The sequence below is a fragment of the Terrabacter sp. Ter38 genome (assembly GCF_024519435.1).
In the GTDB taxonomy this organism is placed as follows: domain Bacteria; phylum Actinomycetota; class Actinomycetes; order Actinomycetales; family Dermatophilaceae; genus Terrabacter.
On the sequence record NZ_JALJRZ010000009.1, the window covers coordinates 131,900 to 152,595 of the forward strand.

19 protein-coding genes and 1 tRNA gene are annotated in these 20,696 nt (G+C 71.2%); 4 read left to right on the forward strand and 16 right to left on the reverse strand.

Translation table 11 applies throughout. The features are described 5' to 3' along the window. Nucleotides 1–37 precede the first annotated feature (37 nt). Nucleotides 38–838: an acyltransferase gene (locus NR112_RS17565; protein WP_306217366.1), complete on the forward strand. Its 801-nt coding sequence runs from the start codon at nucleotides 38–40 to the stop codon at nucleotides 836–838. A 21-nt stretch (nucleotides 839–859) separates the two neighbouring features. On the opposite strand, the gene NR112_RS17570 is transcribed toward NR112_RS17565, so the two are convergent. From NR112_RS17570 to ald, 14 genes are all read right to left on the reverse strand, one after another. Then, nucleotides 860–2,506 carry an Ig-like domain-containing protein gene (locus NR112_RS17570; protein ID WP_256795585.1) on the reverse strand — a complete coding sequence of 549 codons (1,647 nt, stop codon included), beginning with the start codon at nucleotides 2,504–2,506 and terminating at the stop codon, nucleotides 860–862. 95 nt (nucleotides 2,507–2,601) lie between these two features. Continuing rightward, nucleotides 2,602–3,585: a hypothetical protein gene (locus tag NR112_RS17575; RefSeq protein WP_256795586.1), complete on the reverse strand. Its 984-nt coding sequence runs from the start codon at nucleotides 3,583–3,585 to the stop codon at nucleotides 2,602–2,604. 110 nt (nucleotides 3,586–3,695) lie between these two features. Continuing rightward, nucleotides 3,696–4,199, reverse strand: a complete 504-nt coding sequence (locus NR112_RS17580; protein WP_256795587.1) for a hypothetical protein — start codon at nucleotides 4,197–4,199, stop codon at nucleotides 3,696–3,698. Between the two features lie 277 nt (nucleotides 4,200–4,476). Next, nucleotides 4,477–4,550 (reverse strand) — tRNA-Pro (locus NR112_RS17585). Nucleotides 4,551–4,649: 99 nt separating this feature from the next. Further along, nucleotides 4,650–6,149, reverse strand: coding sequence for a ribosome biogenesis GTPase Der (gene der, locus NR112_RS17590; protein ID WP_020144286.1), 1,500 nt, complete (start codon nucleotides 6,147–6,149; stop codon nucleotides 4,650–4,652). Between the two features lie 12 nt (nucleotides 6,150–6,161). Further along, a complete protein-coding gene (locus NR112_RS17595; RefSeq protein ID WP_256795588.1) occupies nucleotides 6,162–6,827 on the reverse strand; it encodes a 1-acyl-sn-glycerol-3-phosphate acyltransferase in 666 nt (221 codons plus the stop codon). After that, nucleotides 6,824–7,531, reverse strand: a complete 708-nt coding sequence (gene cmk / locus NR112_RS17600) for a (d)CMP kinase (RefSeq protein WP_256795589.1) — start codon at nucleotides 7,529–7,531, stop codon at nucleotides 6,824–6,826. Before cmk ends, NR112_RS17595 begins: the two co-directional genes overlap by 4 nt. A 58-nt stretch (nucleotides 7,532–7,589) precedes the next feature. Further along, a complete protein-coding gene (locus NR112_RS17605) occupies nucleotides 7,590–8,672 on the reverse strand; it encodes a prephenate dehydrogenase (protein WP_256795590.1) in 1,083 nt (360 codons plus the stop codon). A 46-nt stretch (nucleotides 8,673–8,718) separates the two neighbouring features. After that, a complete protein-coding gene (locus tag NR112_RS17610) occupies nucleotides 8,719–9,681 on the reverse strand; it encodes a pseudouridine synthase (protein WP_256795591.1) in 963 nt (320 codons plus the stop codon). Further along, a complete protein-coding gene (scpB, locus tag NR112_RS17615; RefSeq protein ID WP_256795592.1) occupies nucleotides 9,678–10,334 on the reverse strand; it encodes an SMC-Scp complex subunit ScpB in 657 nt (218 codons plus the stop codon). Before scpB ends, NR112_RS17610 begins: the two co-directional genes overlap by 4 nt. Then, nucleotides 10,327–11,379 carry a ScpA family protein gene (locus tag NR112_RS17620; protein WP_256795593.1) on the reverse strand — a complete coding sequence of 351 codons (1,053 nt, stop codon included), beginning with the start codon at nucleotides 11,377–11,379 and terminating at the stop codon, nucleotides 10,327–10,329. Before NR112_RS17620 ends, scpB begins: the two co-directional genes overlap by 8 nt. Before the next feature lie 14 nt (nucleotides 11,380–11,393). Then, the gene (locus NR112_RS17625) at nucleotides 11,394–12,230 is read right to left on the reverse strand and encodes a ParA family protein (RefSeq protein ID WP_156023224.1); all 837 of its coding nucleotides are present in this window, start codon (nucleotides 12,228–12,230) and stop codon (nucleotides 11,394–11,396) included. 204 nt (nucleotides 12,231–12,434) lie between these two features. Beyond that, the gene (gene xerD / locus NR112_RS17630; protein WP_256795661.1) at nucleotides 12,435–13,421 is read right to left on the reverse strand and encodes a site-specific tyrosine recombinase XerD; all 987 of its coding nucleotides are present in this window, start codon (nucleotides 13,419–13,421) and stop codon (nucleotides 12,435–12,437) included. After that, nucleotides 13,418–14,533, reverse strand: a complete 1,116-nt coding sequence (gene ald / locus NR112_RS17635; RefSeq protein ID WP_020144295.1) for an alanine dehydrogenase — start codon at nucleotides 14,531–14,533, stop codon at nucleotides 13,418–13,420. Before ald ends, xerD begins: the two co-directional genes overlap by 4 nt. Nucleotides 14,534–14,796: 263 nt before the next feature. Between ald and NR112_RS17640 the strand changes: the two genes are divergently transcribed. Next, the gene (locus NR112_RS17640) at nucleotides 14,797–15,408 is read left to right on the forward strand and encodes a hypothetical protein (RefSeq protein WP_256795594.1); all 612 of its coding nucleotides are present in this window, start codon (nucleotides 14,797–14,799) and stop codon (nucleotides 15,406–15,408) included. A 30-nt stretch (nucleotides 15,409–15,438) separates the two neighbouring features. Here NR112_RS17640 and hisS read toward each other — a convergent pair whose 3' ends face one another. Continuing rightward, complete coding sequence (hisS, locus tag NR112_RS17645; protein ID WP_256795595.1) at nucleotides 15,439–16,794, reverse strand: histidine--tRNA ligase; 1,356 nt, start codon at nucleotides 16,792–16,794, stop codon at nucleotides 15,439–15,441. Next, entirely contained in the window at nucleotides 16,791–17,492 is a 702-nt protein-coding gene (locus NR112_RS17650) for an MBL fold metallo-hydrolase (RefSeq protein ID WP_256795596.1), read from the reverse strand. Before NR112_RS17650 ends, hisS begins: the two co-directional genes overlap by 4 nt. A gap of 225 nt (nucleotides 17,493–17,717) precedes the next feature. Here NR112_RS17650 and NR112_RS23020 point away from each other — a divergent pair, with 225 nt between their 5' ends. After that, nucleotides 17,718–18,560: a peptidylprolyl isomerase gene (locus NR112_RS23020; RefSeq protein WP_256795597.1), complete on the forward strand. Its 843-nt coding sequence runs from the start codon at nucleotides 17,718–17,720 to the stop codon at nucleotides 18,558–18,560. Continuing rightward, nucleotides 18,557–20,650 carry a DUF349 domain-containing protein gene (locus NR112_RS17660; protein ID WP_256795598.1) on the forward strand — a complete coding sequence of 698 codons (2,094 nt, stop codon included), beginning with the start codon at nucleotides 18,557–18,559 and terminating at the stop codon, nucleotides 20,648–20,650. The genes NR112_RS23020 and NR112_RS17660 overlap by 4 nt, the downstream gene beginning before the upstream one ends. Nucleotides 20,651–20,696: the final 46 nt, after the last annotated feature.

Below are 20,696 nucleotides of genomic sequence, written 5' to 3' on the forward strand. Positions count from 1 at the left end.
TTTCAACCAGTTCTCAGCAACCACTAGGCTCGCCGCCATGAACCGTGTGACGACCCTCGAGGCGTACGAAGACGACCGGGGGAACCGCATCGAGTTCAGCGGGACCGTCGAGAAGAACATCCGTGTGAAGTTCAAGGGACGCAACAACGTCCTGCGTGTCGCGACGCAGCACAACATCGCCCAGCTCTTCGTCGACTTCGACTGCGACGACGGCCTCGTGGAGATCGGCAGCAGCCACGGCGTGCCGGGACTTCGCGCAGCGATCCGCGTCGGGGACGGCTGCCAGGTGCGCATCGGCAAGAACGTGTCGTCGACGACGACGGTGGCCATGTCGACGGCGGAGGGCACGTCGATCACGATCGGTGACGACGTCATGATCGCGTCCGACACCCAGATCCGCGCCGACGACGGCCACCCCATCTTCGACGTCCGCACCGGCAAGCGCGTCAACGCAGCCCGGTCGATCGTCATCGGCAACCACGTGTGGCTCGGTCTCGGCGCCTGCGTCCTCGGGGGCGTCACCATCGGCGACGGCACCGTCGTCGGCATGCGCTCGGTCGTGACGCGGTCCTTGCCCAACAACGTCGTCGGAGCGGGCTCGCCGGCGAAGGTCGTCAAGCGGAACGTGGCCTGGGAACGCCCGCACCTCACCCTCGACCCGCCCTACCGGAAGCCGACCGCGGCCTCGGTCAAGAAGTCCACTGCCTACTGGACGCTGACCGTCGACCCCGGCAGGCCGTCACGAAGCCGGGGGATCTACGCCGGCGCGCGCCGACGCACGCGCCGAAGGCTCAGGGCCGTCCGGGCCATGGCCGACGGGCTGACTCGACGCACCTGATCCCTCCGGCGACACCGGCGGTCAGGAGACCGTCAGCACCGCGGTCCACGTCGACCCACCGGACTCCGTGAACGTCACGGTTACCGACGCCGCGTTCGAGCCGGTCTTCGTCGCGGAGACCGGGGTGGTCGAGGTCGTGGCGCTCGGGGCCACCGTGACCTTCCCCGTGGCCGCGTTCTTGCCGGTCGAGGACCAGTTGATGGTCTCCGTCGAGCCGCTGTAGGAGACCGCCGCCTGCGTGCTGCTGCCGAAGCCGACGTTGGCCGCGATGACGGCGTTGTTGCCACCGGCGACCGTGCACGTGAAGGTGGTGCCGACGGTTCCGGAGCAGCTCGGCGTCGCCGGGTTCCCGTTGACGGTGACGTTCGAGAAGACGAGCCCTGCCGCCTGGCCGGCGACGACGCCCTGGCTGAGCGAAGCGGACGTGGACGCCGAGTGGTTCGCCGTGCCGGCATACGCCGCCGTGACCGACCGGGTGCCGGCGGTCGCGAAGGCCGTCGTGCAGGTGGCGACACCGGATGCGCTGAGGGTCTGGGTGCCGGACGTGCAGCCGATCACGGTCGTGCCGTCCTTGAAGGTGACGACGCCGGTGGGCACTCCCCCGCCGGGAGCCGTGGAGGCCACCGTCGCGGTGTAGGTGACGCTCTGGCCGGTCCGGACCGTCGGCGCCGAGGTCGTCAGGGTGGACGTCGTGGCCGCGGCCCCCACGACCTGGCTGACGGTGGGCGAGGTGGACATGAGGTGGTCGGCCGAGCCGGAGTAGACGGCGGTGATGGCGCGTGTGGCGGCGGAGGCCTGGCTCACGAGACAGGTCGTCGACCCGGAGCTGAGCGTCGGAATGCCCCCTGCGCAGGTCAGGGTCGTCGCGCCGTCCTTGAAGGTGACCGTCCCGCCGGGGGTGCCGCCGCCGGGAGCCGACGCCGACACCGTGGCGGTGTAGGTCACGGACTCGCCCACCACCGACGGGTTCGTCGACGACGTGACGGTCGTCGTCGTGGCCGCGGCGTTCACGACCTGCGACACGGCGGCCGAGGACGATCCCGAGTAGGGCGCCGACCCGGCATACGCCGCCGTGATCGACCTGGTGCCCGCTGAAGGAGCGGCGACGGTGCACGTCGCGGTGCCCGCACTGAGCGTCTGGGAGCCGCCCGCGCACGTCAGGGCGGACCCGCCGTCACGGAAGGTGACCGACCCGGCCGGCGTGCCGGAGGCCGCGCTGACCGTCGCGGTGTAGGTCACGGACTGCCCGACCACCGACGGGTTGGTGGACGAGCTCACCGACGTGCTGGTGACGACCGATGCCTGGACGGTGACGGGACCACTCGAGGGGCCCGTCGTGGTCCACCCGGAGCGCACCGCGACGACGGTGTAGCGGTAGGTCCCGTCCGGGACGGACGGGTCGCTGCAGGACGTGGTGGTCAGGAGTGTCGATGGCGACGTGCCACAGGCGGCGACCGTGGCGGACGTCGTGACGTTGGTGCGGTCGACGCGGTACCCCGTGGGGGCCACGCCCGCCGACGGCGGGGTCCACGCGACAGAGACGGTCGTGGCGCCGACGGCGGCCGTTGCCGTGACGGACGACGGGGTCGAGATCGTGGCGGTCGGCGCGGTGCCGGTGCCGCGCCCGCTGACGGTCCAGTACGCCCACGCGGTGCTGGACACCGTCATCAGCACCGCCATGAGGACGGTGACACGGAGGGCGCGCACGCCGCGGCGCGGGGCTGCACGGCGTGCGCGCGTCTTTGGGGGCGTCGGGGCGGGCATCAGTTGCTCGCCGTCCCGGCCCACGTGAGCGCGAAGCTCTTGTTCTTGCAGACGTCCTGGTTGACGGTCGGCAGGTTGCGCAGGCGGATCTCGGCGGTCGCCATTCCCTGGGCGGGAAGGGTGACCGAGCCGCGGGACGGGACGAGGAGCGCGGAGCTCGTCGTGACAGAGGGCTGGCGCAGGTCGAGGTTCGCCGCCGAGGTGCAGCCGGGCGGGGTGCTGTCGGTTGCGACGGCGACGGTGAGCGCCGACACCCTGATGGCGACGGAGTTGGGGTTCGAGACCGTCACGGTCAGGGGTCGCCAGACACCCGGGACGAGATCACCGACGCTGCCGGAGACGGTGAAGGGCAGGTCGGTCTCGGGGCGGCCCTTCTGGTAGCTGAACGCGTAGGCGGTGGTGGCGGAGACGTTGCCCGCTGCGTCCACGGCCCGCACCGCGAGCTGGTGCCGGCCGTTGTTCGAGGTGTCGATGACCCACGTCAACGGCGTCGTGCACACCGTCCACGGGCCGTTCTCGAGGGAGCACCGGAACGTCACGCCCGCCTCGGCGGAGGTCCAGCTCGCGGTGTTCGTCGCCGTCGACGTGGGGTCGGCCGGGGTCGACGTCAGCACGGGCGCCGGCGGGGGCACCGTGTCGACGACCCACGCGTATGCCGTCGGGGTGCTCGCCGTACCCGCGACGACCGCCGTGACGCTGAAGGTGTGTCTGCCTTGCGACAGGCCGGAGTAGGTGACCGGGCTCGCGCACGCCGCGAAGGCGACGCCGTCCCGCGCGCACCGGAATGCACTACCCGACAGGGCGGAGAAGGTGAACGTCGCGGTCACGCTGGACGACGGGTCGGCCGGGCGCGAGGTGATGACGGGGCTCAGGACCGACGTGCCTGAGGCCGCACGGGGCATGCCGTGGACCGTGACGAGGAGCGCGACGAAGACGCCGAGCAGCACCAGGGCGGTGGGCCTGGCGTTCTTCGGCGTCTTCATGGGGCTCCCCGGTCGTGGTCGGTGCGGGCCAGCACCTCGTACGGTCGTGCGACGGACGCGGAAGGGGCGGGGCGCCGGGGTCGATGCGGCGTCCCGCCCCCTTCCGGGTCTCAGCTGGCGACGTAGTTGATCGTCACCGTGGCGCCCTGGCAGGCGTCCTGGTTCGTCGTCTTGTTGTTGAACTGCAGGGTGTAGTCGACGGTGGTCGTCGCGGCGGGGGCGAGGTCGACCCCAGTGATGCCGAGCGAGGCAGCCGTGGCCTCGGAGACCGGCGCGACCGCGCCGTTCAGCTTGTAGTCGCTGCCGTCGCAGTTCGTCTTGTTCGTCGTGACGTAGGCCTTGACCGCCTGGATCTTGTAGGTCTCGGTGCCGGTGTTCTTGACCGTGGCGGTGATCGTCTGCGCCGAGTCGCCGGGGTACATCGCGGTGGCGCTGCCGCCGGTGACGAGGAAGACGTTGCTCGCTCCGGCCCGCGTGGTGGCCGTGCCGGTGCCGCCGCCGAGGCTCGTCCAGTACGCGTACGCCCCGCCGGCGGTCGCGAGACCGATGACACCGGCCGCGAGGAGAGCTGCGGACTTCTTCTTCTTGGAGCTGGACTTCTTCTGAGTGCGCATGGTGTCCCCCATGACCTTTCCCTCGAGTGCCTTCAACGGTTCCTGGTGTGCTGCTGAAGGAACAGTGACACGCGTTTCCGACGATTCCGGGACACTTCGGGCAACGTTGCGCATACCTTGCGGGTTGCTTGTGGCCGCGACGGAGACCTTGCAGTTGTGACCGGGACACCTTGCACAACAAGCGGATTCAGACCGCCTCGTCGCAGACGACCAGTCTCGGCGGCGGGACGACGAAGGGCCGCCCTCTCCGTGGAGAAGGCGGCCCTTCGTCGTTCGGTCGGGCTGACAGGATTTGAACCTGCGACCCCTTGACCCCCAGTCAAGTGCGCTACCAAGCTGCGCCACAGCCCGAATGCCCCTCGGGGCGAAAGGAACATTAGCGCACCGGGTGCCGCTGGTCCCAATCGGCCCCCGTGAGTGGCGAGGTGCCCCTTTCGGGACAGGGGCAGGTCAGCGTCGGCGCTTCTCGCGGACGCGGACCGAGACCTCGATCGGCGTGCCCTCGAAGCCGAACTGCTCACGCAGGCGACGCTCGATGAAGCGGCGGTAGCCGGCCTCGATGAAGCCCGACGCGAAGATGACGAAGCGCGGCGGACGCGTCGAGGCCTGCGTCGCGAAGAGGATGCGGGGCTGCTTGCCACCACGCAGCGGGTGCGGGTGCGCGGCCACGATCTCGCCCAGGAAGGCGTTGAGCCGGCCAGTGGGGACGCGGGTGTCCCACGACTCGAGGGCGGTCTCGATGGCGGGCACGAGGCGGTCCATGTGGCGTCCGGTGCGCGCGGAGATGTTGGCCCGTGGCGCCCACGGCACCTGGACGAGCTCCTTCTCGATCTCGCGCTCGAGGTAGTAGCGGCGCTCCTCGTCGAGGGTGTCCCACTTGTTGTACGCGATGACGAGCGCGCGTCCCGAGTCGATGACCTGCTGCACGACACGGATGTCCTGCTCGGCGATCGGCTCCTCGGCGTCGATGAGCACGACGGCCACCTCGGCCTTCTCGAGGGCCGTCTGGGTGCGCAGGGACGCGTAGAAGTCGGCGCCGCGGCTCTGGTGGACGCGGCGTCGGATGCCGGCCGTGTCGACGAAGCGCCACGTGGTGCCGCCGAGCTCGATGAGCTCGTCGACCGGGTCCCGGGTGGTGCCGGCCACGTTGTCGACGACGACACGCTCGGAGCCGGCGAGGCGGTTGAGCAGGCTCGACTTGCCGACGTTGGGACGACCGACGAGGGCGACCCGTCGCGGGCCACCCTGGGCGTACGCGCCGTGGGCCGACACGTCGGGCAGCACCTCGAGCACGGCGTCGAGGGCGTCGCCGCTCCCGCGGCCGTGGACGGCCGAGACCGGGTAGGGCTGGCCGAGTCCGAGGCTCCACAGCATGGCCGCGTCGGCCTCGCCGCGCTGGTCGTCGACCTTGTTGGCCACGAGCACGACCGGCTTGCCCGAGCGGCGCAGCAGCTTGACGACCGCCTCGTCGTCGTCCGTGGCGCCGACGGTGGCGTCGACGACGAACATGACGACGTCGGCGAGGTCGATCGCGATCTCGGCCTGTTCGGCGACACGCAGGTGGATGCCCGTGGCGTCCGCCTCCCAGCCGCCGGTGTCGACGATCGTGAAGCGGCGCCCGCCCCACTCTGCCTCGTAGGAGACGCGGTCACGCGTCACACCCGGCACGTCCTCGACGACGGCCTCGCGGCGCCGCAGGATGCGGTTGACGAGGCTCGACTTGCCGACGTTGGGTCGGCCGACCACGGCCACGACGGGCAGCGGCCCCTGTGCCGCGCCTCCGTCGGAGACCGGCCCCTGGGCGTCGAGCAGAGCCTGGTCCTCAGGGCTGAGCTCGAAGTCGTCGAGCCCGGCGCGCAGGGCGCGCTCCACGGCAGCGTCGTCGACGGAGGGGTCGGGGGTCGAGATCGGAACGCCCTCGTCGATGGGGCGGGCGGTCTCGTCAGTCACGGTGTCCTCGAATCAGTGAACGTCTGTTGAGGGACCATTCTCCACCCGCGAGCGGCGTACATGTGACGCGAGGGCGTCTCGCAGGTGGTCACTGGCCAGTCGAAGGCGGTCGCGGCCGGGTGCAGACCGGTCGACGGTGAGCCGGACCGGCTCCCCGAAGTCGACGAGCAGACGCGAGCGGAAGGACGGCCAGTCGTCCTTCGTCGCACCCGTGGGACGCGTCCCGCTGACGGCGACCGGCACGATCTGCGCGTCGGTGCGCAGCGCAATCCAGGCGGCGCCGTGGTTGACCTGGTGGACCTCGCCGTCACCGCGGTTGCCCTCGGGGAAGATCCCGACCGCTCCCCCGCCCTCGAGGACGGCACTCGCTGATGCCAGCGCCGCGCGGTCGCCGACCGAGCGGTCGATGGGGATCTGGCCGACGTTGCGGATCGTCCAGCCCCAGAAGCCCGAGAACGCCTCCTGCTTGACGAGGAAGCTCACGGGACGGGGCGCCAGACCGAAGACGAGGGGACCGTCGAGGAACGCCGCATGGTTGGCGACGAGGATGACGGGCCCCGTGAGTGGCACCCGCTCGGGGTGCAGGGCGACGCCGCGGTAGAGGGTGCTGAAGATGACCTTGCCGATCGGGCGGCCGATCCGAGCCCGGTTCGGCTGGGGAGCGACCGCCTCGCTCATGCCCGGGCTGCCCGGACCACCTGGAGCACCGCGTCGACCGAGCCCTCGAAGTCGAGGTGCGAGGTGTCGATCGTCGTGACGCCGTCAGCGGCGACCGTGAACTCCGACACGGCGGAGTCCGCCTTGTCGCGATCGACGATCTGCGAGCGGGTCGCAGCGACGGCGTCGGCGTCCGCGGCTCCGTGCAGCTCGGTCGAGCGTCGCGCGAGCCGGGCCTCCTCGGAGGCGGTGAGCAGGATGCGCACCGGCGCATCGGGTGCGACGACGGTCGTGATGTCGCGTCCCTCGGCCACGACACCGCCGGTGGCCGAGGCGGTCTCGGAGATGAGACGGCGCTGGAGGACCCGCAGGATCTCGCGGACGGGGACGACGGCGGCGACCGCGGACACGTTCGTCGAGATGCCGGTCTCGCGGATGGCCGCGGCGACGTCGGTGCCGCCGACCTTCACCGTCGGTGCGTCGGGATCAGTGCCGATGGTCAGCGGAAAGCGTTGCGCCGCAGCGATGATCGCGTCGGCATCGGCGAGGTCGACACCTTCGTGGAGGCACCACCAGGTGAGGGCGCGGTACATCGCCCCGGTATCGAGGAAGCCGTAGCCGAGGGTCCGGGCCACCTGCTTGCTGACGCTCGACTTGCCGGACCCGGAGGGACCGTCCACGGCGATGACGAAACCGGACAGGGTGTCCTCGGGGGTCTGCGGCATGCGGACGAGGATAGTGCCTCGACCGACACGCCCCGGGGCCCGCCCGAGAACCGGAGCCTCAGTCGTGCACGCGCCAGCCGAGGCGGGCCAGCTCGGCTCGCAGCGGCTCGACGGATGCGGGTACCACCGAGATCTCGGCGACACCGACGGCCTGCCCGAGCCCGTGCTCGAGGTGGAGGTCCTCGAGGTTGATGCCGGCGTGGCCGACGTCCGTGAGCAGCCGGGCCAGTGAGCCGGGCGCGTCCGGGACGACGACCGAGACGACCTCGTACGCCGCTGGGGCCGCGCCGTGCTTGCCGGGGATCCGTGCGTGGCCGAGGTTGCCGGCCTCGAGGACCCGGCTCAACGTGCCGAGCGAGCCGGAGCCGTCCGCGTCGACGAGGGCGTCGAGGGCCATGACGACGTCGTCGACCTGGTCGCGGACGTGGCGCAGGACGTCACGGACGGCGGGCGCGTTGCCGGCCAGGATCTGGGTCCAGAGCCGCGGGTCGCTCGCCGCGATCCGGGTCACGTCGCGCAGCCCCTGCCCGGCGAGGCCGACCGCGGACTCGGGCAGCTCGCGCAGACACGCGGCCACGATGCTCGCGGCGAGCTGGGGCACGTGCGAGACCGCCGCCACGGCCTCGTCGTGCTCGTGCGCCGGCATGACGCGGACGGCGGAGCCGACGGCGAGGGCGAGCTCCTTGACGCGTCGAACGGCTGCGTCGGTCGAGGCCTCGTGCGGCACGACGACCCACGCCCGGCCGTCGAAGAGGTCGCCCCGGGCGGCTGCGGTGCCCGAGCGCTCCCGACCGGCCATCGGATGCGACCCGACGTATCGGCTCGCGTCGGCGCCTGAGTCGAGGACGACGCGCAGCACTGACTCCTTGACGGAGGCGACGTCGGTCACCACCGCGTCGGGCCACCGGTCCAGTGCGTCGACGACGACGCGAGCGGCGACGTCGGGCGGCGCCGCGACGACGACGACGTCTGGAGCGCCCGTCACGTCATCCGGCGTCTGGCCCGCCCGCAGGTCGCGCGCCAGCCTCACGGCTGTGGGTGAAGGGTCGTCCAGTGATACTCGAAATCCATTGTTGGACAACGCGATCCCGAGACTGGTCCCGATCAGCCCTGCGCCGACGATGCGGACGTGCGTGCTCACCCTGTCAGCGTAGCGAGCCGGTCGTCCCGGGTCCGGGGCGTCCGGATCACAGACCGGCGGCCTTGTAGAGAGCTCCGATCTCGGCCTTGTTGAGCCGACGGGTGCGCCCGGACTTGAGGTCGGCGAGACGGATCGGGCCGACCTCGGTGCGGACGAGCTCGAGGACCGGGTGCCCGACGGCCTCGAGCATCCGGCGCACGACGTGCTTGCGGCCCTCGTGGAGCACCACCTCGACCATGGCCTTGCCCGGCTGGTGGTCGACGATCCGGAAGGAGTCGACGCTGACGGGACCGTCCTCGAGCTCGACGCCCTCGCGCAGGCGCTTGCCGACGTCTCGCTGCACCGGGCCGCGGATCGTCGCGACGTACGTCTTGAGGACGCCGTAGGCCGGGTGCTGCAGCCGGTGGGCGAGGTCGCCGTCGTTGGTGAGCAGGAGCAGGCCCTCGGTGTCGGCATCGAGCCGCCCGACGTGGAAGAGGCGCTGCTCGCGGTTGCCGACGTAGTCCTCGAGCGAGATGCGGCCGAGCTCGTCGTGCATCGTCGTCACGACGCCCTTGGGCTTGTTGAAAGCGAGGTAGACGCGGTCCTCGTCGAGGTTGACGCGCACGCCGTCGACGTGGACGACCTGCGTCTGCGGGTTGATGCGCACGCCGAACTCGGTGACGATCTGGCCGTCGACCTCGACGCGACCTTGCTCGATGAGGTTCTCGCAGACACGCCGTGAGCCGACGCCGCCGGCAGCCATGAGCTTCTGCAGGCGCACGCCGTCGGGGTCGTGGACGTCGATCTCGGGTGCGGGCTTGCGGTCGGGCAGCCGGGTGGGCTGGCTGGCCTTCGTCGAGCCAGCGAAGCGCGGCCCGGAGCCCTTGCTGCCGCTCTTGCCGCCGGCGCTCTTGCCACCCGCCACGGGTCGGCCGCCGCGACGGGCGCCGCCGACGCTTCCGGGGCCGCCGGTGGGCCCGGACCCCTTCTTGCGCGGCTGGCGGGGGGACCTGGAGTACTCGCTCATGCGTGTCCTTCCTCGATGAGCTCGTCGATGACGTCGGCGTCCGGGAGGTAGGGCGCCAACGCCGGGAGGTCGTCGAGCGACGACAGTCCCATCCGCTGGAGGAAGTAGGGGGTCGTGCGGAAGAGCATGGCACCGCTCTCGCCCACGTCCTCGACCTCCTCGATGAGGCCGCGCGAGGTCAGCGTGCGGACGACCCCGTCGACGTTGACCCCGCGGACGGCACTGACTCGGGCGCGGGACACCGGCTGGCGGTAGGCGATGACGGCGAGCGTCTCGAGCGAGGCCTGGGTCAGCTTGGCCTGCTGACCGTCGAGGACGAACTTCTCGACCACGGGGGCGAAGTCGGACCGGCTGTAGACACGCCATCCGCCCGCGACGCTGCGCAGGGTGAACCCGCGCTGCGCGGCGGCATACTCCTCCTCGAGGGCGTGCAGGTGGCCCCGCACGTCGTCGACGGGCAGCTCGAGCGCCGACGCGAGGGCGACCTCGGTCACCGGCTCGTCGACGACCATGAGCACGGCCTCGAGCGCCGAGCGGGCGCCGCCCGGGAAGTCGTTGATGTCGAAGGCGATCTGCTCGTCGGCACCCTCGCGGTCATCGAGCACCTCGGGCTCGACGGTCGCGTCGGGCCCCTGCGCCGACTGGTCACTCATCGTCTGCTCCTCTTCGTGAGGTGGCGTCGCCACCCGTCTCCTCGGTGTCCGGCGTCGGCGCGTCGCTCGAGTCCCCTTCGGCGCCCGGGTCGTCGCCCTCGTCCTCGTCGTCCTCGTCCTCGTCGTCCTCGTCGTCCTCGTCGAACTCGTCGTCGATGGCGATGTCGCCGACGTCGGTGCCCGTCCAGCGGATGTCGAGCTCGCCGAGCGCCTCGGCCTGCTCGAAGGCGATCGCCGCCTCCTTGAACAGCTCGAGCAGGGCGAGGAAGCGCGCCACGATGACGAGGGTGCTGTCGGCGTCGGCCACGAGACTGCGGAACGAGACCTGTCCGCGGTGGCGCAGGCGCTCGACGATGATCGCCGCCTGCTCCCGGACGCTCACCTGGGGAGCGTGCAGGTGCTCGAGCCCGACGGTCGGCGCCACCTTCGGCGTCATGGCCCGTGCCGCGATCAGCGCGAACTGCTCGGGCGTGATGGCGATGACGAGCTCGGGCAGCAGCGCCGCGAACTCCGGCTCGAGGCCGGCCTGCCGCGGGGTGATGCGCCCGGCCGTGGCCATCCGCTCACGGAAGGTGGCTGCGATGTCCTTGTAGGCGCGGTACTGCAGGAGCCGGGCGAAGAGCAGGTCACGCGCCTCGATGAGCGCGAGGTCCTCGTCGTCCTGCGGGCCCGACTGCGGGAGCAGGCGCGAGGCCTTGAGGTCGAGCAGGGTCGCCGCGATGAGGAGGAACTCCGAGGCCTGGCCGAGGTCCCAGTCGCTGTTGGCTGCCTGGGCGGTCTTGATGTGTGCCACGAACTCGTCGGTGACCTTGGCGAGGGCGACCTCGGTGATGTCGAGCTTGTGCTTGCTGATGAGGCCGAGCAGCAGGTCGAAGGGCCCGGAGAAGACGTCGAGGTGCACCTCGAAGGGAGCGGACGACCGTCGCGTGATGACACCGCCGGGTGTCAGCTCCTGCGCGGATGCGACCTCGACGATCGCGTCCGGGGGCACGGCAGCGTCGTCGGTGTCGACCGCGGGGCGGTCGACGGTGTCCTGCTCGGTCATCAGATCACTGCGGATCAGGCCGCGCCGCCGCGCGCGATGAGCTCACGGGCGAGCTGGCGGTAGGCGTTGGCACCGGAGTGCTCGGACGAGTAGGACGTGATCGGCTCGGCGGCCAGGGTCGCGTCGGGGAACTTCACGGTGCGACTGATCACGGTGTGGAAGACCTGCTCGCCGAAGTGGTCGACGACCGAGCGCACGACCTCACGGCTGTGCAGGGTGCGGCTGTCGTACATCGTGGCGAGGATGCCGTCGACCTGCAGGCGCGGGTTGAGCCGGTCGGTGATCTTGTCGATGGTGTCGATGAGCAGCGCGACACCACGCATCGCGAAGAACTCGCACTCGAGCGGGATGATGACGCCGTGCGCGGCCGTCAGCGCGTTGACCGTGAGCAGGCCCAGCGAGGGCTGGCAGTCGATGAGGACGAGGTCGTACTCGTCGACGACGGGGCGCAGGACGCGAGCGAGGATCTGCTCGCGGGCGACCTCGCCGACGAGCTGGACCTCGGCCGCGGACAGGTCGATGTTGGCCGGCACGAGGTCGAGGTTGGGCGTGCGCGTGTGCTGGATGACGTCGTGGATCTCGTGGCCGCGCTCGACGAGGAGGTTGTAGATCGTCGTGTCGAGCTCCTGCGCGTTGACGCCGAGACCGACGGAGAGCGCACCCTGCGGGTCGAAGTCGATGACGAGGACCTTGCGGCCGAGCTCGGCCAGCGCGGCACCGAGGTTGATCGTCGTCGTCGTCTTGCCGACGCCGCCCTTCTGGTTGCACATGGCGATGATGCGCGCGGGTCCGTGGCTCGAGAGCGGCACGGGGTTCGGGAAGTCCGGCAGCGGACGGCCGGTCGGGCCCATGGCCCCGGAGCCGGCGGACTCCGTGCCGGGCAGGTGCGCGACCCGCGGGGCGGCACTGACCGGGCTCTGTCGGGGCTGGTCGAGGTCCTCGGACGGCACGGACTGCATGGTGTCGTGTGACTCCTCGTTCACCGGGTGTTCCACTCCGCTCGGCCTTGCCCTGGGATGCTGCGGTCAGCCTCGCGCTGATCACGTGTGACCTTATCAGCGGGCGCGGGGGTGGGCGCCCGCATAGACCTCGCGGAGTCGGTGCACCGACACCATCGTGTAGATCTGGGTCGTCGTGACGGAGGCGTGCCCGAGCAGCTCCTGGACGACGCGGACGTCCGCACCGCCGTCGAGCAGGTGGGTGGCGAAGGAGTGGCGCAGGGTGTGGGGAGACACGTGTTCGCTGAGGTCGGCCCGCTCGGCGGCGCGCCGGATGATGGCCCAGGCGGACTGCCGTGAGAGGCGCGCCCCGCGCTGGTTGAGGAAGAGGGCCGGGCCCCCCTTGCCGTGCGTGGCGAGGGCCGGACGGCCGCGGACGAGGTATGCCGTCACGGCCTCGACCGCGTAGCGACCGACCGGGACGACGCGCTCCTTGCCCCCCTTGCCGTGCAGCCGGACGGACGCCACTCCCCCGCCGTTCGGGGCGGCCCCGGAGCCGTCTGCGTGTCCGACGGTCTCGATGTCGTCGACGTCGAGGTCGACGGCCTCACTGATGCGCGCGCCGACGCCGTAGAGGACCTCGAGGAGTGCTCGGTCGCGCAGCGACTCGGGCGTGTCGCCGACCGATGCCGCTGCGAGCAGCCGCTCCACGGCCTCGATGGGGATCGCCTTGGGCAGCCGGGCGGGTGGCTTGGGCGGCGCGACGTTGGCTGCCGGGTCACCGGCCACCTCACCCTCGAGTGCGAGGAAACGGTGGAAGCCGCGCACGGCGACGAGGGTGCGGGCCGCGGACGAGGCCGCGAGGCCGCGCTCGCGCAGGGACGCGAGGAAGTCGGTGACGTCAGCCTCCGTGACCCGGCTCGCGTCGTCGATCCCCTTGGCCGCCAGGAAGGCTGCGTAGGAGCGCAGGTCGCGGGCGTAGGACGTGAGGGTGTTGTCCGACGCGCCCTTCTCGACGCGGACGTGGTCGAGCCACCCGCGGACGTCGCGCTCGAGGCGCGAGGGCCGTGCCGCAGGTGGCTCGGTGACGACCTGCTCGGTCAGGACAGGGCCTCGTCGAGACCGACTGACGTCATGCCGTGGGCCTCGGCGACGCCGGCGTACGTGACGTGCCCGTCGTGCGTGTTGAGACCGAGGCCGAGCGCGTGGTCCGCGCGCAACGCGTCGCGCCACCCCTGGTTGGCGAGCTTGACGGCATACGGCAGCGTCGAGTTCGTCAGGGCGTACGTGGACGTGTTGGGCACGGCGCCTGGCATGTTCGCGACGCAGTAGAAGACCGAGTTGTGCACCGTGTAGGTGGGGTCGGCATGCGTCGTCGCATGGCTGTCCTCGAAGCACCCGCCCTGGTCGATGGCGATGTCGACGAGCACGGAGCCCGGCTTCATCTGGGACACGAGCTCGTTGGAGACGAGCTTGGGAGCGGCCGCACCGGGGATGAGCACGGCGCCGATGACCATGTCGGCCTCCTGGACCTGCTGCTGCACCGTGAGGCGGTTGGACGCGAGCCCGTGGACCTGGTTCTCGTAGCGCCAGAAGGACATCCGCAGCTTGTCGAGGTCGGTGTCGAGCAGCGTGACGTCGGCACCCATGCCGAGTGCGATGTTGGCGGCGTTCTGGCCCGACACGCCGGCACCGAGGATGACGACCTTGGCGTTGGCCACGCCACCGACGCCGCCCATGAGCACGCCGCGGCCGCCCTGGGCGCGCATCAGCGCGTGGGCGCCCACCTGCGGGGCGAGGCAGCCAGCCACCTCGGACATCGGGTAGAGCAGCGGCAGTGCGCCGGACGGCAGCTGCACGGTCTCGTAGGCGATGCCGGTGACCTTGCGCTTGACGAGCTCCTCGGTGAGCGGCTTGTCGGCAGCGAGGTGCAGGTAGGTGAAGAGGGTCAGGCCCTCGCGCATCCGGTGGTACTCCTCGGCCACGGGCTCCTTGACCTTGAGCACCATGTCGGCCTCGCCCCACACGTCGTCGGCCGAACCGAGGATGCGCGCGCCGGCCGCGACGTAGTCGTCGTCGCTGATCTGCGAGCCGACCCCGGCGTCCTTCTCGACGATGACGTCGTGACCGTTCTCGGTGAGCTCGTGGACTCCCGAGGGCGTGATGGCCACGCGGTACTCATGGTTCTTGACCTCGCGGGGGATGCCGACCTTCATGGTGGTGCACTTCCTTCCGGACTGACTCGGCCGCGGCGCCGTTGCCGTGGCGAGAAGGGCCCGCAGGGGCCGCGAAGCCACTGTATCCGTGGGCGTCACGGCCCGGTCACGACCTCGCACAACTGCCCTCGGTCGGACTCGCGCCCTGCCACGCGGCTCGGGCACGCCCCGGCGCGGCTCCCTCGCGCGCTCCGCGGTCGCCGGACCGTGCCCGTCGCAGGCCTCCGCGTGTTCTTTCCCGTCAACTTCGCCACCATGGGCCCGTGAAGCTCTACTCAGACGCCCCCACCCGACGCACCCGACAGCTGCTGTCCGACGTGCTCATGCTCCTGTGGATCGGCCTCTGGGTGTATGCCGGTCGCCAGGTCCATGACACGGTCGAGCAGCTGCGTGCCCCTGCGGACTCGATCACGTCGGCCGGGCACTCGGTCAACGGGGCCCTCACCGGAGCAGGTGACCAGGCGGGGCAGCTGCCGCTCGTGGGTGACCAGCTGAAGACGTGGCTGACCCAGGCCGCCGGCTCCGGCACGACGCTGCAGCAGGCCGGGACGTCGATGGCCCACACGGTCGACACGCTCGCGCTGGGGGTCGGGATCGCCACGGCGCTCGTGCCGGTCCTGCTCGTCCTCGCGGTCTGGCTCTACGTCCGAGTTCGGTTCGTGCGCAGCGCGACCCAGTCGCAGAGATTCATCGACGCCGGCGAGGACCTCGACCTCTTCGCGCTCCGGGCGATGGCGACACAGCCGATGCGCGCGCTGGCCCGCGTGAGCGACGACCCGGCCGGTGCCTGGCGGCGCCAGGACCGGGCCGTCATCCGGGAGCTGGCCCTGCTCGAGCTGCGCGACCAGGGTCTGCGCCCGCCGCCCGGTACCTGATCACCCCGGCGGCAGCGCAGGAGCGGTCGGTCAGTCGGCGCGGGTGACCTGGGGGACGCGGTCGTCGTCCGGCGGGGTCCACGCGTCGGCCGTGGCAGGGACCTGTTCGCCGCTGCGGATGTCCTTGACCTCGTCGCCCGCCTCGCCCGCCCCCGGGAACCACACGTAGGGGATGCCGCGACGCTCGGCGTAGCGGATCTGCTTGCCGAAGCGGGCTGCCGACGGTGCGACCTCGCAGGCGATCCCACGGCGGCGCAGGGCCGTGGCCACCGCGACGGCGCCCTCGCGCGACTCGTCGTCGGTCAGCGCGACGAGCACGGCGGCGGGCGTCGAGCGTGATGCGGTGACGAGCCCGCGGCCGATGAGAAGGCCGAGGATGCGGGTCACGCCGATGGAGATGCCGACGCCGGGATAGGTGTTCCTGCCGTCGCTGGCGAGGGCGTCGTAGCGGCCACCGGAGCAGAACGATCCCCAGGACTCGTGCCCGACGAACTGGGTCTCGTAGACCGTGCCGGTGTAGTAGTCGAGGCCGCGCGCGATGCGCAGGTCGGCGACGACCTTGCCGGGTGCGTGGGCCATACCGGTGCGGATGACGTCGGCGAGCGAGTCGAGCCCCGCGTCGAGGAGCGGGTGCTCGACGCCGAGGGCGCGGACCTGGTCGACGAAGGCGAGGTCGTCCGAGCGGATCGCCGCGAGCGCGAGGCACTGGTCGGCCTGCTCGTCGGTCGTGCCCGACTCGACGAGGAGCGCCTTGACCTTCTCCGGACCGATCTTGTCGAGCTTGTCGACGATGCGCAGGGTCCCGATCACGTCGGTGATGCCGATGCCCTGGTAGAAGCCGTTGGGGATCTTGCGGTCGTTGACCTGGATGACGAAGTCGCCCACCGGGAACCGGCTGAAGACGTCGGCGATGACGAGCGGCATCTCCGCCTCGAAGTGCGGAGAGAGCTCACCGACGTCGACGACGTCGATGTCGGCCTGGGTGAACTCGCGGTAGCGCCCCTCCTGGGGGCGCTCCCCGCGCCACGCCTTCTGGATCTGGTAGCGCCGGAAGGGAAAGGCGAGCTTGCCGGCATTCTCCAGGACGTAGCGCGCGAACGGCACGGTCATGTCGAAGTGCAGACCCCAGCGGGCGTCGTCGTCGGTGCCGCCCGCGAGGCGCGACACGGCGTAGATCTCCTTGTCGGCGTCCTCGCCCTGCGCACTGAGGCGCTCGATGGGCTCGATGGACCGGGTCTCGACGGACGAGAAACCGTGCAGCTCGAAGGTCTCCCGGATGACGTCGAGGAATCGCTGCTCGACGATGCGCTCGGACGGGAGGTACTCGGGGAAGCCGCTGATCGGGGTGACCTTGCCGGCGGACTTCGAGGCGGGACGCGTGCTCACGCGGGCAAGTCTCTCAGGTAGGGGTTGGTGGCGCGCTCGTGGGCCATGGTCGTCGCCTGGTAGTGGCCGGGCAGCACGAGCGTCGTGTCGGGCAGCGGCAGGACGACGTCGCGCAGGCTGCGCTGCATCGCGGCGGGGTCGCCGCCCGGCAGGTCGGTGCGGCCCACCGAGCCGGCGAAGAGCACGTCTCCGGTCACCATCGTCCGGTCGACGTCGACCTGGTCGCGGATGCCGTCGGGCACCCGGTCGATGGCGAACATGACCGAGCCCTCGGTGTGCCCGGGCGCGTGGAGCACGTCGAACTCCAGGCCCGCGAGCGTCAGCCGGGTGCCGTCGGTGATCTCGACGACGTTCGTCGGCTCGGTCCACGTCGCCGCGGCACCGAACTGCTGCTCGAACATCGCGAGGAGTCCGGGGTTGCTGCGTCCGAGCAGGTCGTGCAGGCGGTAGCGGTCGTCCGCGTGGATGTAGGCAGCCGTGTCGGCACCGCAGACGGGGGTCACCGAGTAGACGTGGTCGACGTGCCCGTGCGTGAGCAGCACCGCGGCCGGCCGAAGCCGGTGCTCCGTCAGCACCTCGCGCAGCGTCTCCTCCACGCCGATCCCGGGATCGACGATGACGCACTCCTCCCCCGGGTCGGCGGCGAGCACATAGCAGTTGGTGTCGAACGCCCGGGCGGGGAAGGCAATGGTGAGCACGCTGGGAGCCTAGCGACGACGCCTTCCCGGGCAGGCGGCATACGCCCTGGGGAATCGGCGACACGTTGGGTATGCCGTCCGGGGGGGCTTCCGGGCGCAAATCCGCGCGTCGGAGGGGAGATGTCACGGACTCGTGACCCGTCCCGCTGCGTGCGCACCGCAGTCGTTCCATAAAATGACCGAACGCCCGGGGACAGCCCATGTGGCCCGTACGAGGAGAGGTTCGTGACCAAAGAGCAGGAACGCGCACGTGCGCGCCGCCGCCATGAGGAACAGCAGAAGACCGCCAAGCCGCCGGTGAGCGACTCGACGCGCGACAAGCAGGTCTTCGGTGTGATCCTCGCGGTCATCCTCGTCATCGCCGCGGTCATCGTCGTGCCCAAGCTCGTCGGCAGCTCCGACACCGCCACCCCCGCGGCCGGGTCGACGACCTCCGTGAGCACCCCGACGAGCTCGGGCGGGCTCGCTGCGGGCCAGAAGCTCGCGGCCGGGTGCACGGCGCCCCCGGCGAACCAGACCACCCCGAAGCAGCAGAAGCAGGTGCCGGCCAAGGCCACGGCTGCCGGCAAGACCTTCGTCGCAACGGTCAAGACCACGTGTGGCGACCTCACCTTCGAGCTCGACGGGACGAAGGCGCCGCAGACCGTCGCCTCGTTCATCAACCTGGCCAAGACCGGCTTCTGGGCCCCGAGCCCGTGCCACCGCGTCACGACCGAGGGCATCTACGTCCTCCAGTGCGGTGACCCCACCGGCACGGGTCAGGGCGGCCCGGGCTACACCTTCGGCATCGAGAACGCGCCCAAGGACGGGAAGTACGCCACCGGCGTGCTCGCCATGGCGCGCACCTCCGACCCGAACAGCAACGGAGGCCAGTTCTTCATCACCTACAAGGAAACCCAGTTGCCCACCGACGGCGGTGGCTACACGATCTTCGGGAAGGTGACCAAGGGCCTCGACATCGTCGACAAGATCGCCGCGAACAAGGCCTTGCCCCCGAGCCCGACGGACGGAATCCCCGTCTCCCCGATCAGCATCCTCAGCGTCAGCGTGACGGAGAAGAAGGCATGACCGACATCAAGCAGCCCGAGCCGGACGACACCACCGCCACCGCGACGGAGGAGCAGCCCCGCGAGGCCGCGGTCGAACCGGCGGCCGAGACCGCCGACACCGTCGAGACGGTCGACGACGCCGCTCCCGCCGACACGGCCGAGGCCCCCACCCCGTCCGAGCCGTCGGCGACGACTGAGACGGCCGAGGCGGTCGCCTCGGTGGAGGCCACCGAGTCCGGCGACACGACCGAGAATGACGAGGCCGCTCCCGCGGTCGTCGCCTCGGCGCAGGACACCGAGTCCGGCGAGACGCCCGGGACCGCCGAGGCCGCTCCCGCGGCCGTCGAGCCTGGCGAGCCGGTCGGCGCCTCGGCGCAGGCCACCGAGTCCGGCGAGACGCCGGAGATCGCCGAGGCCGCTCCCGCCGCCGTCGAGCCTGGCGAGCCGGTCGTCGAGACCCAGCTGGTCGCGGTGACGCAGCCCGAGAGCGCCGAGCCGGTCGCGGTGACGCAGCCCGAGAGCGCCGAGCCGGCCGGCACGACCCCCGAGGCCGAGACCGAGGCGCCCGTCGCCACGCCCGAGGCCGGCCACCCCGCCGCGGTGACGGGAGACGAGCCGGCGGCAGCCGCGGTCGAGACCGCAGACGCCGTGGCGTCGGTCAGCAGCACCGAGTCCGGTGACGCCACCGAGACCGCGGCGCCTGCAGAGGCCGCTGAAGCCACGACGCCCGCTGCGCCCTCCCCGGGAAGCATCCCCAAGCCGTCGTCGATCCCGACGCCGGCGGCACTCGCCAAGGCCGTCCCGCACCCGACGGTCACGCCCGCCGCGCCGGCGCCGATCACGACCGACCACTCGGTCTCGGCGGCGTTCGGACGGGTCGACGAGAACGGCACGGTCTACGTCCGCACCAAGGACGGCGGGGAGCAGGAGGTCGGCTCCTACCCCGGCGCGAGCGACCAGGAGGCACTGACCTATTTCGCGCGCAAGTACGACGAGCTCTTCGCGTCAGCGGTGCTGCTCGAGCAGCGCCTGTCTCAGCCCGAGGTCCCGTCGAAGGACGTCGGTGAGGGCCTGAAGACCCTCGCGGCTCAGGTCAAGGACGCGACCGTCGTCGGCGACCTCGACGCCCTCGCCACCAAGCTCGACGAGATCCAGTCCGGCCTCGCGGCCAAGCGCAACGTCGAGCAGCAGCACCGCGCCGAGGCGCGGGCGGCCGCGACGGCCGAGCGAGAGAAGATCGTGGCCGAGGCCGAGGCGATCGCCGGCCAGCCGGAGAACCGGATCCAGTGGAAGACGAGCGGCGCCCGCATGCGTGAGCTGCTCGACGAGTGGAAGGCGCACCAGCGCTCCGCCACCCGCCTCGACCGCGAGACGGAGTCGAACCTGTGGCAGCGCTTCAGCAGCGCCCGCAACGGCTTCGACAAGGCACGACGCAGCCACTTCGCCGGGCTGGACGCGCAGCACGCCGACGCCAAGGGTGCCAAGGAGCGGCTCGTGGCCGAGGCCGAGAAGCTTGCGACAAGCACCGACTGGGCTGCCACCGCCGGGGCGTTCAAGCGCCTCATGGACGAGTGGCGCCGCGCCGGTCGGGCCAGCAGGTCCGACGACGACAAGTTGTGGGCACGCTTCAAGGCGGCGCAGGACACCTTCTTCACGGCCAAGGACGAGGTCGTGGCGGCTGAGGAGGAGCAGTACCGCGGCAACCTCACCGTCAAGGAGGCCCTGCTCGTGGAGGCCGAGGCGATCCTGCCCGTGACCGACCTCGAGAAGGCCAAGGGCCAGCTGCGGGTCATCCAGGACAAGTGGGATGCCGCGGGCAAGGTCCCGCGGTCCGACATGGAGCGGGTCGAGAAGGCCATGCGCCGTGTCGAGCAGACGGTGCGCGACGCGGAGGACCGCAGGTGGAAGTCGAGCAACCCGGAGGTCGCGGCCCGTGCCCGGGCCATGGTCGACCAGCTGGAGCGTGCCGTCGCGGACCTGCAGGACGACCTTGCCAAGGCCGAGGCGTCCGGCAGCGCGAGCAGGATCAAGAAGGCCCGCGAGGCGCTCGATGCGCGTCAGGTTTGGCTCGACCAGGCCCGCGCCGGCGTCGCCGAGTTCGGCGGCTGACCCCAGCCTCACCCGAAAGGGCCCACCCGACAAGCGATCTCGTCGG

Bases quoted from the DNA above. Each gene is read 5' to 3' on its own strand.
- NR112_RS17565 (WP_306217366.1), top strand. From the start codon at position 38: ATGAACCGTGTGACGACCCTCGAGGCGTACGAAGACGACCGGGGGAAC.
- NR112_RS17570 (WP_256795585.1), bottom strand. From the start codon at position 2,506: ATGACGGTGTCCAGCACCGCGTGGGCGTACTGGACCGTCAGCGGGCGC.
- NR112_RS17575 (WP_256795586.1), bottom strand. From the start codon at position 3,585: ATGAAGACGCCGAAGAACGCCAGGCCCACCGCCCTGGTGCTGCTCGGC.
- NR112_RS17580 (WP_256795587.1), bottom strand. From the start codon at position 4,199: ATGCGCACTCAGAAGAAGTCCAGCTCCAAGAAGAAGAAGTCCGCAGCT.
- NR112_RS17595 (WP_256795588.1), bottom strand. From the start codon at position 6,827: ATGAGCGAGGCGGTCGCTCCCCAGCCGAACCGGGCTCGGATCGGCCGC.
- cmk (WP_256795589.1), bottom strand. From the start codon at position 7,531: ATGCCGCAGACCCCCGAGGACACCCTGTCCGGTTTCGTCATCGCCGTG.
- NR112_RS17610 (WP_256795591.1), bottom strand. From the start codon at position 9,681: ATGAGCGAGTACTCCAGGTCCCCCCGCCAGCCGCGCAAGAAGGGGTCC.
- scpB (WP_256795592.1), bottom strand. From the start codon at position 10,334: ATGAGTGACCAGTCGGCGCAGGGGCCCGACGCGACCGTCGAGCCCGAG.
- NR112_RS17620 (WP_256795593.1), bottom strand. From the start codon at position 11,379: ATGACCGAGCAGGACACCGTCGACCGCCCCGCGGTCGACACCGACGAC.
- NR112_RS17625 (WP_156023224.1), bottom strand. From the start codon at position 12,230: ATGGGCCCGACCGGCCGTCCGCTGCCGGACTTCCCGAACCCCGTGCCG.
- ald (WP_020144295.1), bottom strand. From the start codon at position 14,533: ATGAAGGTCGGCATCCCCCGCGAGGTCAAGAACCATGAGTACCGCGTG.
- NR112_RS17660 (WP_256795598.1), top strand. From the start codon at position 18,557: ATGACCGACATCAAGCAGCCCGAGCCGGACGACACCACCGCCACCGCG.